The following is a 15,274-nucleotide window of genomic DNA, read 5'->3' as shown; positions in this document are numbered from 1 at the left end:
GGCTTTCTCAGGAATTCAGCAAGGCCTGCACCTCGACGGGACTGAGCAGGCGGTCGGCGATCAGTTCGCCATGGGTGATGTGGCCGCTGCCGAGGAAGGCAGCGGGTTCGGGGCCGTAGACCCGCACGGCGGGCGTGTCCGGCAGCAGCACGCGACGGCGCAGGCCGGACAGGAAGCGTGCCGCCTCGGTGGCGTCGAGGCGCACCGGGGCGGCGGTATCGAGCAGGCAGTCCACCGGCAGCAGGGCCGCATCCCGCGCAGCGTCGTCCATCGCGGTCAGCCGCTCCAGCGACAAGCCGTCGGCCAACGACAGCGGGCCGCTGGCGGTGCGCCGCAGCGCCGCCAGATGAGCGCCGCAGCCCAGGGCTTCACCCAGGTCCTCGGCCAGCGCGCGGATGTAAGTCCCTTTGGAGCAACGCACCTGCAAGCCCAGTTCCAGGGCCTCAGCATTCCAGTCCAGGATGTCAAGGGCGTGAATCGTCACCCGCCGCGGAGCGCGCTCGATCTCGATTCCGGCACGGGCGTATTCGTAGAGCGCCTTGCCATCCTTCTTCAGCGCGGACTGCATCGGCGGCACCTGCTCGATCTCGCCGGTGAAGCCGCGGCAAGCGAGTTCCAAGCGCTCGGCGTCCACGTCGACGGCACGCTCCTGGACCACCTCGCCCTCGCGGTCACCTCCGACGCGGCGCTGGCCCAGGCGCAGCGTCGCGACGTAGGTCTTGTCCGCGTCCAGGCTGAGCTGCGAAAACTTGGTCGCCGCGCCGAAGCAGATGGGCAGCAGGCCCGACGCCAGGGGGTCCAGCGTGCCGGTGTGGCCCGCCTTCTCGGCCCGGAACAGGCGCTTGACCTTCTGCAACGCGTCGTTGCTGGACAAACCGACCGGCTTGTCCAGCAGCAGCACCCCGTGCAGGGCACGGCGTGCAACGCGGCGCGGAGGCTCTTGGCGCGCAGTCATCGGGGGTCAGGCGCCCGCGCAGACGAGCGTCCGCCCGTCGGTTCGGCCACACGGTTGGCAGGACGAAAGCCTCATCCGCGTCACTCCTTGGCGCGGCTCGCGTTGGCCTGCTGGATCAGCTGGCTGAGCTCGGCGGCGCGCTCCGTGGTCTGGTCGAACTTGAAATGCAAGGTGGGCACGGTATGAATGGCCAGCCGCTTGAACAAGCCGTTGCGCACGAAACCCGCCGCCTCGTTGAGAGCCAGTTCGGTCGCCGCCGGATCGCCGACCAGCAGCGAAAACAGCACCTTGGCATGGGCGTAGTCCGGCGTCACCTCGACGGCATTGATCGTGACCATGCCGATGCGCGGATCCTTCAACTCGCGGATCAGTTCGGCCAGATCGCGCTGGATCTGATCCGCCACGCGGAAGCTGCGGTTGGGGATGGTGCGTTTATGTCGCATGGTCGTTCTCCGGTGTCAGCAAGCAAAAACCCCGCCGGTGCCGGCGGGGTTTCGCGGGTGCGAACCCTCGTCGGCTTACAGCGTGCGTGCCACTTCCTTGATCTCGAAGAATTCCAGCTGATCGCCTTCGGCGATGTCGTTGTAGTTCTTGAGCTTGATACCGCACTCGAAGCCTTCCTTGACTTCGCGGACGTCGTCCTTCTCGCGCCGGATCGAGTCGACCTCGCCGGTGTAGACGACGATGTTGTCGCGCAGCAGGCGGAACCTGGCGTTGCGGCGCACCAGGCCCGAGGTGACCATCGAGCCGGCCACGGTGCCGATCTTGGACGCCACGAAGACCTTGCGGATCTCCGCCGTGCCCAGCGCCTCTTCGCGCTGCTCCGGTGCCAGCATGCCGCTCATCGCCGCCTTCACTTCATCGACAGCGTCGTAGATGATGTTGTAGTAGCGGATGTCGACATCGCTGTGCTCGGCCAGCTTGCGGGCCTGGGCATCGGCCCGCACGTTGAAGCCGATGATGATGGCCTTCGACGCGATCGCCAGGTTGACGTCGGATTCGCTGATGCCGCCGACCGCCGCGTGGACGATCTGCACCTTGACCTCGTCGGTCGAGAGCTTGAGCAGCGACGCCGCCAGCGCCTCCTGGGAACCTTGCACGTCGGCCTTGATGATCAACGGCAGGGCCTGCGCCGCGCCCTGGCCCATGTTCTCGAACATGTTCTCCAGCTTGGCGGCCTGGCGGCGGTTCAGCGTCACCTCGCGGTACTTGCCCTGGCGGAAGGTGGCGATTTCGCGGGCCCGGCGTTCGTCCGACAGCACCATGAAGTCGTCGCCGGCCTGCGGCACCTCGGTCAAGCCTTGGATCTCGACCGGAATCGACGGACCGGCCTCGGCGATGTTCTTGCCGTCCTCGTCCAGCATGGCGCGCACGCGGCCATAGCTGGAACCGGCCAGGATCACGTCGCCACGCTTGAGCGTGCCTGACTGGATCAGCACGCTGGCCACCGGGCCGCGGCCCTTGTCCAGACGCGCTTCGATCACCAGGCCCTTGGCCATCGCCTCGGCGGGCGCCTTCAGCTCCAGCACTTCGGCCTGCAGCAGCACCTGCTCCAGCAGTGCGTCGATGCCTTCGCCGGTCTTGGACGAGACGCCGATGAACGGCGAATCGCCACCGAACTCTTCCGGCACGACCTGCTCGGCCACCAGTTCGCCCTTCAGGCGTTCGAGGTTCGAGTCCGGCTTGTCGATCTTGGTCATCGCGACCACGATGGGCACGCCGGCCGCCTTCGCGTGGGCGATGGCTTCCTTGGTCTGCGGCATCACGCCGTCATCGGCCGCCACCACCAAGATCACGATGTCGGTCGCCTTCGCGCCGCGGGCCCGCATCTGCGTGAACGCAGCGTGACCCGGGGTGTCCAGGAAGGTGATCATGCCGCGCGGCGTTTCCACGTGGTACGCGCCGATGTGCTGGGTGATGCCGCCGGCTTCGCCCGCGGCCACGCGGCTGCGGCGGATGTAATCGAGCAGCGAGGTCTTGCCGTGGTCGACGTGACCCATGACGGTGACCACCGGTGCGCGCGGCAGCGCTTCGCCGGTGACCGCGGCTTCCTCTTCTTCCGAGAAGGCCTCCGGATCGTCCAGCTTGGCGGCCAGCGCCTTGTGGCCCATTTCCTCGACGACGATCATCGCCGTTTCCTGGTCCAGCTGCTGGTTGATCGTGACCATCTGGCCCAGCTTCATCAACTGCTTGATGACTTCGCTGGCCTTGACCGCCATCTTGTGGGCCAGATCGGCCACCGAGATGGTTTCGGGCACGTGCACTTCCTGCACCACCGCCTCGGTCGGCGCCTGGAAGGTGCTGCTGCGCTCCCCGTCGCGGCTGTCGCCGCGGCGGCCGCCGCGAGGCGCACGCCAACCGGGGCGATTCGCACCGGCGTCGGGACGGCCCTTGCCCGGCGCTGCGCCGCGCTTCTTGGCGTCGTCGGCCCAGCTCGACGAGAGCTTCTCGGACTTGACCGACTTCTTGTCGCCCGGCTTGGCGGCCGTCGCCGCGGCGGCCGGAGCCCCCGGGACGGCCTTGGCCTTGTGGATCGTGCCCTTGATGCCTTCCTTGGCCGCTTCGACCGGCTTGGGCTCTTCCTTCTTCGCGACCATGACCTTGGCCTTGCGATTCATCATGTCGCGAATCGCAGCGGCTTCGGACTCCGCCGCCTGGCGGCGCCGGGTCAGGTCACTCAGGCGCTTTTGTTCTTCGGCTTCGGCATCGGCGGCCTTGACCACGCGCAAGGTCGGCTTGGGCGGCTCTGCCGGCGCGGCCGGTGCCGCAGCCACAGGCTCTTCAGCCGCCGGTTTCGCAGGTGCTTGCGTCTTGGCGACACCCGATTCGGCGGCGGCCCGGGCCAAGGCCTCGGCGGCCTCGGCCGCGGCACGCTCGGCAGCGGCCTGTGCGGCGGCGGCTTCGGCAGCGGCGCGCTGGGCGGCAGCCTCGCGCTCGGCGAGTTCCTGGGCCTCGCGCAGGCGGCGCTTCTCCGCCAGTTCTTCCTCTTGCTGGCGGATCAGGTCGGCCTGCTGGCGCGCCTCTTCTTCGCGCCGGGCCAGCTCGGCGGCTTCGGCCACGCTGTCGTCCTCGACCGGCGCGCCGGGAAGGTCGTCGCGCTTGACGAAGGTCCGCTTCTTGCGGACTTCGACCTGGATGGTGCGAGCCTTGCCGGAGGCGTCGGCCTGCTTGATTTCGCTGGTCGACTTGCGGGTCAGCGTGATCTTCTTGCGATCGCCGCCGGCCGTGCCATGCGCCGAGCGCAGGAATTCGAGCAGGCGTTCCTTGTCGGACTCGCTCAGCGAGTCATCGGCCGACTGCTTCGCGACGCCGGCCGACTGCAACTGCTCCAGCAGCGTCGCAGCGGGCCGGTTCAGCTCCGATGCGAGTTGGGCGACGGTGGTCACTGCCATTCTTGAGTTCCTTGATCTGGATGCCGTGTGCGGATGACGCGGGGATTCTTCGGGGTCGGCGCGATCAGGCGGTGAACCAGTGTTCACGGGCCTTCATGATCAGCGCCTTGGCCTGCGCGTCTTCCACGCCGGTCATCTCGACGAGCTCGTCGACCGCAAGGTCGGCAAGGTCGTCACGGGTATGCACACCGCCATCGGCCAGCTTGGCGATCAGGTCGGGAGTCAGGCCTTCGAGGTCGCGCAGATCCTGGGAGACCTCCTCGACCTTCTCTTCGCGGGCGATTTCCATCGTCAGCAAGGCGTCCTTGGCGCGGGTGCGCAATTCGTTGACCGTGTCTTCGTCGAAGCCTTCGATGTCCAGCATCTCCTGCAGCGGCACATAGGCCACCTCTTCGAGGCTGGTGAAACCTTCGGCGATCAGGATCTCGGCGACTTCCTCGTCGACGTCGAGCTTGTCGACGAACAGCTTGCGGCTGGAACCCGATTCCTCGGCCTGCTTGGCGGCCGATTCCTCGGCCGTCATGATGTTGATGCGCCAGCCGGTCAGCTCGGAAGCCAGCCGCACGTTCTGGCCGCCGCGGCCGATCGCGATGGCGAGGTTCTCCTCGTCCACCACCACGTCCATGGCGTGCCGTTCCTCGTCGACGACGATGGACTGCACGTTGGCGGGCGCCAAGGCGCCGATCACGAACTGGGCCGGATCTTCCGACCACAACACGATGTCCACGCGCTCGCCGGCCAGCTCGTTGGTGACCGCGGTCACCCGCGAACCGCGCACACCCACGCAGGTACCGATCGGGTCGACCCGCTTGTCGTGCGAGACAACGGCGATCTTGGCGCGGGAACCCGAATCGCGGGCGCAGCTCTTGATTTCCAGCAGGCCCTGCTCGATCTCCGGCACTTCCTGGGCGAACAACTCGACCATGAACCCGGGGGCCGAGCGCGACAGCATGATCTGGGGGCCCCGGGCCGCCGTATCGATGCCGGCGATGTAGGCCCGCACCCGGTCGCCGGTGCGCAGATTTTCCTTGGCGATCATCTCGCCACGCTTGAGCCGCCCTTCGACGCGCCCGGACTCGACGATGATGTCGCCCTTGTCCAGCCGCTTGACCGTGCCGACGAAGATCTTCTCGCCGCGCGACAGGAAATCGTTCAGCAGCTGCTCGCGCTCGGCGTCGCGGATCTTCTGCAGGATGACCTGCTTGGCGGCCTGCGCCCCGATGCGGCCGATCGGCACCGAGTCGATCGTCTTCTCGATGTAATCGCCTTCTTCGAGTTCGGCCAGTTGCTCCTGCGCTTCAGACAGCAACTCTTCGGCATCCGGATTCTGCAGGCCGGCCGAATCGGGCACCACCAGCCAACGGCGGTAGGTTTCGTAATCGCCGGTCTCACGATCGACGGTGACGCGGATGTCCACCTCGCCGCCGTGCAGTTTCTTGGTCGCGGAGGCCAGCGCCGCTTCCACGGCACCGAACACGACATCGCGATCGACGCTCTTTTCGCGCGAGATCGCATCCACCAACATCAGCATTTCGCGGTTCATTTTTCTAGACCTCCGTCAACCGTATCGGCCGACACCTTCGGCGCAGCCAGGGTGCCCTTGCCACGGCGCCCCTTGAAATCAAGCACCGGCACCAACCGGGCTTCACGAACTTCGTCGAAGGCAAAGTCCAGCACCTGCTCGACCTTGCCGTCACTGAACACCAACTGCCAACCCCCAGCTTCGGAAGCCTGCAGCGTGCCCTGGTATTTTTTTCGACCCTGAAACGGCAGCTTCAGGGTGATCTGCACCTGCTCGCCCACGAAGCGGGCGTAGTGCTCAGGCGTCTTCAGCGGCCGATCCAGGCCCGGCGAAGACACCTCCAGCCGTGCATAGTCGGCGTTTTCGACCTCCAGCACGTACTGCAACTGGCGGGTCACCGCCTCACAATCCTCGACGGTGACGAACTCGTGCTCCCCGGTCGGATAAGCGCAGCCCGGAATGCGATCGATGAAGACACGCAACAACCCGCCCGCCGACCGTTCGACATCGACGAGTTCATAGTTCAATCCGGTCACCGTGCGTTCGACGGCCTGCATCCAGTTCATCAGGGGGTAAGCGCCTTTTCTCGTTCCGGGTTGGCGCCTTTCCAGGCGCGCTCAAGCACACATTCAGCCCACGCCGAGCGTGAAGCAAGCATGAATTGCGCAAAAAAAATGGGCTGGAAGAGTCCGCCCACGCCTTGCAATTCTAGCGAAAGACGGATTGTAGCCTGCAAGCCATGTGCCCACAAGTTACAGGTTCGAAATCGCGCCCTGGCATGCCAAAATGCGACGCCGAACGTCAAAGTAACAGGAGCCACCATGGGTTTTCTCGCCGGCAAGCGATTGTTGATCACCGGCCTGCTCAACAACCGCTCGATCGCCTATGGCATTGCCAAGGCCTGCCACCGCGAAGGGGCCGAACTGGCCTTCAGCTATGCGGGCGAGCGCTTCAAGGAACGCGCCAACGAGTTTGCCTCGGAATTCGGCTCCAAACTGGTGGTCGAAATGGATGTGGCCAGCGACGAGCAGATCGAACAGGCCATGGCCGCGCTGGGCGCGGCCTGGGGGCAGTTCGACGGCTTTGTCCACGCCATTGCGTTCGCACCGCGTGAATCCATCGGCGGAGATTTCCTCAACGGCCTGTCGCGCGAATCGTTCCGGGTCGCCCACGACATCTCCTCCTACAGTTTTCCGGCCATGGCCAAGGCGGCGCTGCCGATGCTGCGCCCCAAGGCGTCGCTGGTGACCATGTCCTACCTGGGCGCCGCGCGGCGCGTGCCGGACTACAACACCATGGGCCTGGCCAAGGCCTCGCTGGAAGCGTCGGTGCGGTATCTGGCCTATTCGCTGGGCGAACGCGACATCCGGGTCAATGCGGTGTCGGCCGGGCCGATCAAGACGCTGGCTGCCTCGGGCATCGCCAATTTCGGCAAGAAACTCAGCCAGTTCGCAGCCCATGCGCCGCTGCATCGCAACATCACGATCGAGGAAGTGGGCAATGCCACCGCGTTCCTGCTGTCGGACCTGGCCGCCGGCGTGAACGCCGAGATCATGTACGTCGATGGCGGTTTCAGTCACATGACGCCGGGTGGCGGCGAGGACGTCGCCGGCGGCTGAGCCGGCGAACGCGGGCGTCACTCCGGCATCGGGGTGACACGCAGGCGCGCGCGGCCTTCGCTGCGCGCCGCCCGCAGCGCCTCCTCTGCGCGCCCGATCAGCGCCTCGATGGCTTCGTCGAGCGGGCCGACCGCCCCGCCCAGGCTCGCGCTCAAGGCCAGCCATTCGCCGTCGTTGCCGGCCCGCAGTTCGGCGGCCTGAACCAGCGCGCGCAGGCGCTCCGCCGCCATCCTGAGGCCGCGAGCCTCGCCGGTGCGCATCGCGATGATGAAGACATCGCCGGCCCATCGACCCAGCAAATCGCCCTCCCGCAGGCCCTGCCGCAACGCCGCGGCGACGGTCTTCAGGGCCTGATCGCCGATCAGCTGCCCGTGCAGTTCGTTGATCGCGCCCAGGTGGTCGACATCGACCATCAGCACCCCCAGCACGCCGGGCTCGGCCGCGGCACCCGCCGCCTGCTGCCAGCGGGCCACCGCCACGAGCCAGCCGCTTCGATGGAGCACACCGGTCAGCGGATCGCGGGCCCGGCGCGTCGCCAGGTTCTGCCGGGCCCCGGCGACGCGGCCCATCGTCCTCATCAGGCCGGTGGCCAGGGCCATCGCGCCGATCGCGTTCGCGCCGCGCAGCAGGTCCAAGGTGGCCGGACTCAGCGACCAAAGCGGAGGAACGCGACGCAGCAGAACCCCATAGGCCGTCACGCCCAGCATGGCCGCGACGGCGCCTGGCAGCGCGCCGCCGACACCCCGCTGCCGGCGCCATGACGCGACCGCCGCCGGCAGCAGCAACAAATACAGAAAGAAGCCGCTTGCCTCGCCCCAAGCCCACGCACCCGCCGCGGCCACGGCACTGGCCGCCAGGCCGGCCACCAGCCAGCGGGCCGCCACCGGGCGCGGCGCAGGGCGCCGTGTCATGGTGGCGGGATCGAAAGCTTCTGGCATGGACACCCCGGGTCGGGCGGCGAGCCCGGCCCATGCGGGTCTATCGGCGGTCCGGCCGCTCGCTTGAGACCGCGCTCAGGTCTCGCCTTGCACGCAGTCGACGAAATAGCGGCGCACACCGTCGCTGCCCTCCTGGGTCACCAGGCCATGGACATCGGCCCCGAAGCCGGGGAACGCGAGGTTGAACTCGCGCGTGAAACGCAGGTAGTCGACGATCTTGCGGTTGAACCGCTCGCCGGGCACCAGCAACGGAATCCCCGGCGGATACGGCGTCAGCAAGGCGGTGGTCACCCGTCCCTCCAGGTCGTCGATCTCGACCCGCTCGGTCTTGCGGTGCGCGATGTAGGCGAAGGCATCGCTGGGCTTCATCGCGGGTTCGAGATCGGACAGGTAGACCTCGGTGGTCAAGCGGGCGATGTCGCCCTTGGCATAGGCCTCGTGCACGCTCTGACACAGATCCTTCAAGCCCAGCCGCTCGTAGCGCGGATAGGCCGCGCAGAACTCGGGCAGGATGCGCCACAGTGGATGGTTGCGGTCGTAGTCGTCCTTGAACTGCTGCAAGGCGGTCAGCAAGGTGTTCCAGCGGCCCTTGGTGATGCCGATGGTGAACATGATGAAGAACGAGTACAGCCCGGTCTTCTCGACCACGACCCCATGCTCGGCCAGGAACTTGGTGACGATGGAGGCGGGAATGCCGGTCTTGGCAAAGCGGCCCGACACGTCCAGTCCCGGCGTGATGATGGTGGACTTGATCGGGTCCAGCATGTTGAAGCCCTTGGCCAGCTTGCCGAAGCCATGCCAGGTTTCGCCAGCCTGCAGGATCCAGTCGTCGGACTGGCCGATGTCGTCCTCGGCCAGACGGTCCGGCCCCCAGACCTGGAACCACCAGTCCTGGCCGTACTCCTCGTCCACCTTGCGCATGGCGCGGCGGAAATCCAGCGCCTCGCGGATGCTTTCCTCGACCAGGGCGGTGCCGCCGGGCGGCTCCATCATCGCCGCCGCGACGTCGCAGGACGCGATGATCGCGTACTGCGGCGAGGTCGAGGTGTGCATCAGGTAGGCCTCGTTGAACAGATGCCGGTCCAGCGGCACGCTCTGGGAGTCCTGCACCAGCACCTGCGAGGCCTGGCTGATGCCCGCCAGCAGCTTGTGGGTCGACTGCGTCGAATAGACCACCGCCTGCTTGGGCCGCGTCCGCCCCTTGCCCATCGCGTGGAAGGTGCCGTAGAACTTGTGGAACGCGGCGTGGGGCAGCCAGGCCTCGTCGAAGTGCAGCGTATCGACCCAGCCGTCGAGCTTGGACTTGATGGTCTCGGTGTTGTAGAGCACCCCGTCATACGTGCTCTGGGTGACGGTCAGGATCTTGGGCCGCACCGTCTTGACGTCCACGTGCTGCAGCAACGGGTGCTTGGCCATCTTCTTCTGGATCGAGGCCTTGCTGAATTCGCTCTCGGGGATCGGACCGATGATGCCGAAGTGGTTGCGGGTGGGCGTGAGGAAGACCGGGATCGCTCCGGTCATGATGATCGAATGCAGGATCGACTTGTGGCAGTTGCGGTCCACCAGCACCACGTCGCCGGGTGCCACCGTGTGATGCCAGACGATCTTGTTCGAAGTCGAGGTGCCGTTGGTGACGAAGAAGCAATGGTCGGCGTTGAAGATCCGCGCCGCGTTCTTCTCGCTGGCCGCCACCGGGCCGGTGTGGTCCAGCAGCTGGCCCAGTTCCTCGACCGCATTGCAGACGTCGGCGCGCAGCATGTTCTCGCCGAAGAACTGGTGGAACATCCGGCCGATCGGGCTCTTCAGGAAGGCCACGCCGCCCGAATGGCCCGGACAGTGCCAGGAGTACGAACCGTCCTGGGCATAGTCCATCAGCGCGCTGAAAAACGGCGGCGCCAGGCCGTCCAGGTAGCTCTTGGCCTCGCGGATGATGTGGCGGGCCACGAACTCCGGCGTGTCCTCGAACATGTGGATGAAGCCGTGCAGCTCGCGCAGGATGTCGTTCGGGATGTGCTGGCTGGTGCGCGTCTCGCCGTACAGGTAGATCGGGATGTCGGCGTTGCGGAAGCGGATCTCGCTGATGAACTTGCGCAGGTTCAGCACCGCCGGGTCCAGTTCCGGCCCCGGCGTGAACTCCTCGTCGTCGATCGACAGGATGAAGGCGCTGGCCCGGCTCTGCTGCTGCGCGAACTGCGACAGGTCGCCATAGCTGGTCACCCCGACCACCTCGAAGCCCTCTTTCTCGATCGCCTCCGCCAGGGCGCGGATACCCAGGCCCGAGGTGTTCTCGGAACGGTAATCCTCATCGATGATCACGATGGGAAAGTGAAAACGCTGCATGGCGGCTCCGGATGCACGACGGTCTGAGGAAATGCGAGGGCGAAGTGTAGGGCCGAAGTGGTGACGGAACGCCGACGCCTCGGCCGGCGTCGCTACACTGGCCTCAGGCCGTACCCCCCTGGAGGATGCATGGACACCTGGAACCCGTCGATCGTGTGGTGGCTGGTCAGCGGCGTCCTCGTGCTGGCCGAACTGACGACCGGCACCTTTTACCTGTTGATGCTGGCGCTCGGCACCGCGTCGGGGGCGCTCGCCGCGGGAATCGGGCTGGGCCACAGCAGCCAGATGCTGGTGGCCGCCGCGGTCGGCGGCGGCGCGGTGGTGGCGTGGCGCCGCCACCGGAGCCGGCGCCCGGCCGAGTCCAGCCCATCGCGCAACCGCGACGTGAACCTCGACGTCGGCGAGCATGTCCAGGTGTCGACCTGGCAGCCCGACGGCCGGACGCTGGTTCAGTACCGCGGTTCGACCTGGCAGGCGCGGCTCGAGGGACCGGGCCAGCCAGCGCCCGGCGAGCATGTCATCGTCGCCGTTGAATCCAACCACCTGATCATTTCGCCCTGCGCGAAATGACCGCACCGACTGACTGACAGGGAATCTTCATGGAAATCATCGCCATCGTGTTGTTCGTGGTCGCCGTGCTGTTCATCGCGCGATCCGTCAAGGTCGTCCCGCAACAGCACGCCTGGGTGGTCGAGCGGCTGGGCAAGTACCACGCCACGCTGGCGCCGGGCCTGAATTTCCTGGTGCCGTTCATCGACCGCCTGGCCTACCAGCATTCGCTCAAGGAAATCCCGCTCGACGTGCCCAGCCAGGTCTGCATCACCAAGGACAACACCCAGCTCCAGGTGGACGGCATCCTGTACTTTCAGGTTACCGACCCGATGCGGGCCAGCTATGGCTCCAGCAACTATGTCTCGGCCATCACGCAACTGGCGCAGACCATGTTGCGCAGCGTGATCGGCAAAATGGAACTGGACAAGACCTTCGAGGAGCGCGAGGCGATCAACGCCCATGTCGTCAACGCGCTCGACGAAGCCGCCAGCAACTGGGGCGTCAAGGTGCTGCGCTACGAGATCAAGGATCTGACGCCGCCCAAGGAAATCCTCCACGCGATGCAGCAGCAGATCACCGCCGAGCGCGAGAAGCGCGCGCTGATCGCGGCCTCCGAAGGTCGCAAGCAGGAGCAGATCAACATCGCCAACGGCCAGCGCGAATCCTTCATCGCGCGCTCCGAAGGCGAGAAGCAGGCCGAGATCAACAAGGCGCAGGGCGAAGCCGCTGCCATCATGGCGGTGGCTGAAGCCACCGCCGAAGCGATTCGCAAGATTGCGGCCTCGATCCAACTCCCCGGGGGCGAGCAGGCGGTGCAACTGAAGGTGGCAGAGCGTGCCGTCGAAGCGTATGCGCAACTGGCCCGCACCACCAACACGATGATCGTGCCCGGCAACATGACCGAGGTCGCCGGCTTGGTCGGCAGCGCGATGGCCCTGATGCGGACCACGGCCGCGCCGGGCACCCACCCGGCGCCGAAGGCCTCGTCCTGAGCTAGAATCGCCGGCTGTCCCTGCGGAGGGATGGATGAGCGGTTTAAGTCGCACGCCTGGAAAGCGTGTGTGGGCTAACCCCCACCGCGGGTTCGAATCCCGCTCCCTCCGCCACCAACCTAGAAGAGACGGGCCCTCGTGGCCAGTTTTTCTTTCCTGCCCACCATAAGGCCCACCAACCGGCAGGATGCTTGGTTTCGGCGTCGCGCCTGGGTCTTCAGGCGCAGGAAGTCGCCAGCACGGCGCCGCAGCTTTGAGTCGCCATGGGGTCGCCCGGGTCGCGCAAGCTACAGGACATCGTCTCGTGGCGGCCGGTCCAGTAGGCCGCGAACCCGCCGCGGCGCTCACATGATGCGATGTAAAAGCCCGATGCGGTCGGTGGGTTGATGTGCTAGGTCGTCATGTCGATGCTCTCCGTCGTGGTTGATGACGGGGAGACTGCGGCGCGGCACTGGCAGCCGGTCTATCGGGGCGGGCGGTGGTACAAGATGCACTAGGGGCGCACCATGGGCTGCAATGCCACGAAGTAAGCCCCTCGAAGGCAAGAGTTCTAGTTAGGCAGTTTGCGAACAAAAAATGCGACAAGCTGCGCCTGCAGTCTTGCTTCCGACTCGGGCGTCATCGATGCCAGCCGACGAGAGGCATCTACTAGTTCGCGCAATACCGGAAACATCACGCGCAAGTCGGCGTAGCAGTCGCCCAGCTCCGGGATCCCAGGAAGCGGGAGAAGTGCCTTGTTCGTCTGGCTGAGGATTTGCCGCTGGTGCTCTTCGGGAACTGTATCGAGTGCGGCAATCGGGGCGACCAGAACTCGGCGGCGCGACAGCTTTCCATCGGCTTTATCGAGTTCGCAACTGTGGGTCATTACGATCACTGCCCGCACCGCTCCCGCGGCAAGCACCAAGGTGCGGCCGTCCTTGTCGACCGCTGGCCCGGGGCTAATTCCCCAGCCAGACTCATTTCCCTTGAAGCTCCGCGCCTTCAAGAACGTCGTCGGACGGACTGCGGTAGCTGAAACCTGCTCCGCTATCACGTCCCCTTGGCTGAGATTCTCGGCAAGCTGAGGAGCCCACCAGCCGCTATCGGCGCTCAATCAAGTGGCTCTGGCGATACGACCGAAGACTCAACAATCGGTCGCCAGGACTGCATCTTGCTCATCAACGAAAACCAGTAGTTTGGATCCGCCGAATCGGAGTCATTCACCTCATCTCCGGCGATTGGGACCGACGTCCGCGCCGGAGTAGCCGCTTGAGCTGTCACAGGTGTCCTCATGACAACTTGCGACGATGCCATGCTGGACGCGCTCGCTGCGATGGCGACGCTCGCGACGAACCCGTTCGCGAACTTCCGGATAGCCTTCTTGGTCTGCGTGGGTGCCGTTGGTGAACTGCGCAGCAGCAATCCGTCGGCATCGATCCAACTCGCGATATCGAACAATTCGAAACCGATCATGTTGCTACTCTTTCGGCGGGGAGCGTATTTTGCAGCGCTTTTAGCGCTTCTACCAACCCTAACAGCTGGGGACTCGACAATTCGATTCGAACAACTGGCTGAATAACCAGCTTCTGTGACGAATGCACAGCGATCATCGAGAAGGGAGAGGCGTTCATAAAGTCGAGACAAGAATCGCCATTGGATACCGCGGCCAAAGCGAAGTTCGCCGACAGCTTGACGAACTGCTGCGGATCCCGAGTGATCGTGAAGGGCTCGGCGGCCTCAATCTGCAGTTGACGGAGAGTGGCCTCCAGGGGCTGCGTCATGCCTGACTGCACTTCAGTCAACGACGCGATGAAGTTTCGCGTGGTCTGTGGCGTCATGCGAATGGCCAGCAGAGAATGAAGAGAGTCTGGGTTACTCGCCTGGGTTTGGCCGAAGTACAGATTGACCACCCCACGCACGAAAGTGACGCTGAAGACGTCGGCCCCGTAGCTTCGATCAGGAACAGGCGCTTCACCCAGATTCACCGCCAAAAGTTCTGTCGAAACCCCGTTCGACCCGACGTGTCGCACGGGAGTTACGGCAATTGGCGAACCCTCACCTGGCCGATGGATGGGCTGGGTAGACTGAACGGAGCGGGCGTGTTTCGACATCGCCGTGAATCTACCACCATGCCCCGCCTTGACGGGCAATTCATCGTCTGGGTCACCGGTCGCCGCTTCGCGTAACGGCCCCGCGTAGGCATCTCGCCACCCTTGCCTCTCGCCTCGGCCAGCTCGCGTGTGAGCTTGCGTACCAGGGCGTCGGCCTTCTCCAGTTCGCGTGTTGGTCCTGGAGTCAGAAGCCACGTCTGTGCGAATAGCTGCGGCCGCGCGAGCTTGTCGCCCAGCCCGTACTCGTAGCCGGCGAGGACCATCCAACCGCCGACGTGCGGCAAGATGTGGATGTCATACAGAGGGGGCACGTCAGCGATGCGCGCGACGAGCGACTGTCGACGCCGCGCCGGATCGGTCTCCATCGCCAGGCGCAACTCACCGGTTGCCGAGGACGCCATCCATACCTACCGAGGCACGGCGATCCGCATCGATACGGGCCGCGATCCTTTGGGCGGTGCCTACACCAGCGTGGTCACGGTCCAGGTCTGCGGGGGACAGCGGCCCACGCTCTACCGATCCAAATGCAAGAGCAGCGGTGAACGCGGCGCAATGGAGGCCGCGTTGCAGGCCGCACGCTCGCATGTGGATGCCCTCGGCCGACTGGGATCGGATCGAGATTGAGCCGGCCGTTCGGTCGGTGCCGGGTGGCGCACCGGCGGCGGACGCCGACCGCGCGGCGCACAGAAAAAAGGCCGCCCGAGGGCGGCCTTGTCGATCCTGCAAAACGCGATCAGCGGATCACGCCCAGCGAGACCTTGTTGCCGCCCTTGTAGGTGTACAGGGTCAGCGCGCCGTTCTTGATGTCGCCCTTCTCGTCGAACGAGATGGTGCCCGTCACGCCCTTGTAGCCCGTGGTCTTGGCCAGCACCGG

Annotated in this window: 14 protein-coding genes, 1 tRNA gene and 1 pseudogene; 5 read left to right on the top strand and 11 right to left on the bottom strand. The window is 65.6% G+C overall.

Annotated elements, in window-relative coordinates; genetic code table 11:
• Window positions 1-7: 7 nt before the first annotated feature.
• The 5 genes from truB to rimP all read right to left on the bottom strand — a co-directional run bounded on the left by truB (window position 8) and on the right by rimP (window position 6,435).
• Window positions 8-955, bottom strand: coding sequence for a tRNA pseudouridine(55) synthase TruB (gene truB, locus AC0N04_RS12510; protein WP_474282101.1), 948 nt, complete (start codon window positions 953-955; stop codon window positions 8-10).
• An 80-nt stretch (window positions 956-1,035) separates the two neighbouring features.
• Window positions 1,036-1,398 (bottom strand): 30S ribosome-binding factor RbfA, encoded by a 363-nt coding sequence (rbfA, locus tag AC0N04_RS12505; RefSeq protein ID WP_474282099.1) that lies wholly within the window; start codon window positions 1,396-1,398, stop codon window positions 1,036-1,038.
• Window positions 1,399-1,473: 75 nt separating this feature from the next.
• Window positions 1,474-4,347, bottom strand: coding sequence for a translation initiation factor IF-2 (infB, locus tag AC0N04_RS12500; protein ID WP_474282097.1), 2,874 nt, complete (start codon window positions 4,345-4,347; stop codon window positions 1,474-1,476).
• Window positions 4,348-4,411: 64 nt separating this feature from the next.
• Window positions 4,412-5,890, bottom strand: coding sequence for a transcription termination factor NusA (nusA, locus tag AC0N04_RS12495; protein ID WP_474282095.1), 1,479 nt, complete (start codon window positions 5,888-5,890; stop codon window positions 4,412-4,414).
• Window positions 5,887-6,435 (bottom strand): ribosome maturation factor RimP, encoded by a 549-nt coding sequence (gene rimP, locus AC0N04_RS12490; protein ID WP_474282093.1) that lies wholly within the window; start codon window positions 6,433-6,435, stop codon window positions 5,887-5,889. The genes nusA and rimP overlap by 4 nt, the downstream gene beginning before the upstream one ends.
• Window positions 6,436-6,690: 255 nt before the next feature.
• On the opposite strand from rimP, the gene fabI reads away from it, so the two are divergent.
• Window positions 6,691-7,488, top strand: a complete 798-nt coding sequence (gene fabI, locus AC0N04_RS12485) for an enoyl-ACP reductase FabI (RefSeq protein WP_474282091.1) — start codon at window positions 6,691-6,693, stop codon at window positions 7,486-7,488.
• A 17-nt stretch (window positions 7,489-7,505) separates the two neighbouring features.
• Here the strand turns inward: fabI and AC0N04_RS12480 are convergent, their stop codons facing one another.
• Together AC0N04_RS12480 and AC0N04_RS12475 are read right to left on the bottom strand one after the other, a co-directional pair.
• Complete coding sequence (locus tag AC0N04_RS12480; RefSeq protein ID WP_474282088.1) at window positions 7,506-8,399, bottom strand: GGDEF domain-containing protein; 894 nt, start codon at window positions 8,397-8,399, stop codon at window positions 7,506-7,508.
• Window positions 8,400-8,501: 102 nt separating this feature from the next.
• A complete protein-coding gene (locus AC0N04_RS12475; protein ID WP_474282085.1) occupies window positions 8,502-10,766 on the bottom strand; it encodes an Orn/Lys/Arg family decarboxylase in 2,265 nt (754 codons plus the stop codon).
• Between the two features lie 129 nt (window positions 10,767-10,895).
• Here AC0N04_RS12475 and AC0N04_RS12470 point away from each other — a divergent pair, with 129 nt between their 5' ends.
• The 3 genes from AC0N04_RS12470 to AC0N04_RS12460 all read left to right on the top strand — a co-directional run bounded on the left by AC0N04_RS12470 (window position 10,896) and on the right by AC0N04_RS12460 (window position 12,424).
• On the top strand, window positions 10,896-11,336 hold the full coding sequence (locus AC0N04_RS12470; protein ID WP_474282083.1) for an NfeD family protein: 441 nt from the start codon (window positions 10,896-10,898) through the stop codon (window positions 11,334-11,336).
• Window positions 11,337-11,365: 29 nt separating this feature from the next.
• Window positions 11,366-12,310, top strand: coding sequence for an SPFH domain-containing protein (locus AC0N04_RS12465; RefSeq protein ID WP_474282081.1), 945 nt, complete (start codon window positions 11,366-11,368; stop codon window positions 12,308-12,310).
• 24 nt (window positions 12,311-12,334) lie between these two features.
• A tRNA-Ser gene (locus tag AC0N04_RS12460) sits at window positions 12,335-12,424 on the top strand.
• Between the two features lie 436 nt (window positions 12,425-12,860).
• Here AC0N04_RS12460 and AC0N04_RS12455 read toward each other — a convergent pair.
• From AC0N04_RS12455 to AC0N04_RS12445, 3 genes are read right to left on the bottom strand one after another with little or no spacing between them, the layout of a single operon-like run.
• Window positions 12,861-13,403 (bottom strand): hypothetical protein, encoded by a 543-nt coding sequence (locus tag AC0N04_RS12455; protein ID WP_474282079.1) that lies wholly within the window; start codon window positions 13,401-13,403, stop codon window positions 12,861-12,863.
• On the bottom strand, window positions 13,400-13,762 hold the full coding sequence (locus tag AC0N04_RS12450; RefSeq protein ID WP_474282077.1) for a hypothetical protein: 363 nt from the start codon (window positions 13,760-13,762) through the stop codon (window positions 13,400-13,402). The genes AC0N04_RS12455 and AC0N04_RS12450 overlap by 4 nt, the downstream gene beginning before the upstream one ends.
• On the bottom strand, window positions 13,759-14,274 hold the full coding sequence (locus AC0N04_RS12445) for a hypothetical protein (RefSeq protein ID WP_474282075.1): 516 nt from the start codon (window positions 14,272-14,274) through the stop codon (window positions 13,759-13,761). The genes AC0N04_RS12450 and AC0N04_RS12445 overlap by 4 nt, the downstream gene beginning before the upstream one ends.
• A 444-nt stretch (window positions 14,275-14,718) precedes the next feature.
• Here AC0N04_RS12445 and AC0N04_RS12440 point away from each other — a divergent pair, with 444 nt between their 5' ends.
• Window positions 14,719-15,024, top strand: coding sequence for a hypothetical protein (locus AC0N04_RS12440; protein ID WP_474282073.1), 306 nt, complete (start codon window positions 14,719-14,721; stop codon window positions 15,022-15,024).
• Window positions 15,025-15,133: 109 nt separating this feature from the next.
• Here AC0N04_RS12440 and AC0N04_RS12435 read toward each other — a convergent pair.
• A pseudogene (locus AC0N04_RS12435) lies at window positions 15,134-15,274 on the bottom strand (branched-chain amino acid ABC transporter substrate-binding protein); the annotation flags it as partial.

The organism is Ideonella sp. sgz306126, assembly GCF_056032705.1.
The sequence above is the reverse complement of the archived record's forward strand: the minus strand, read 5'-3'. Positions and strand labels throughout refer to the sequence as shown.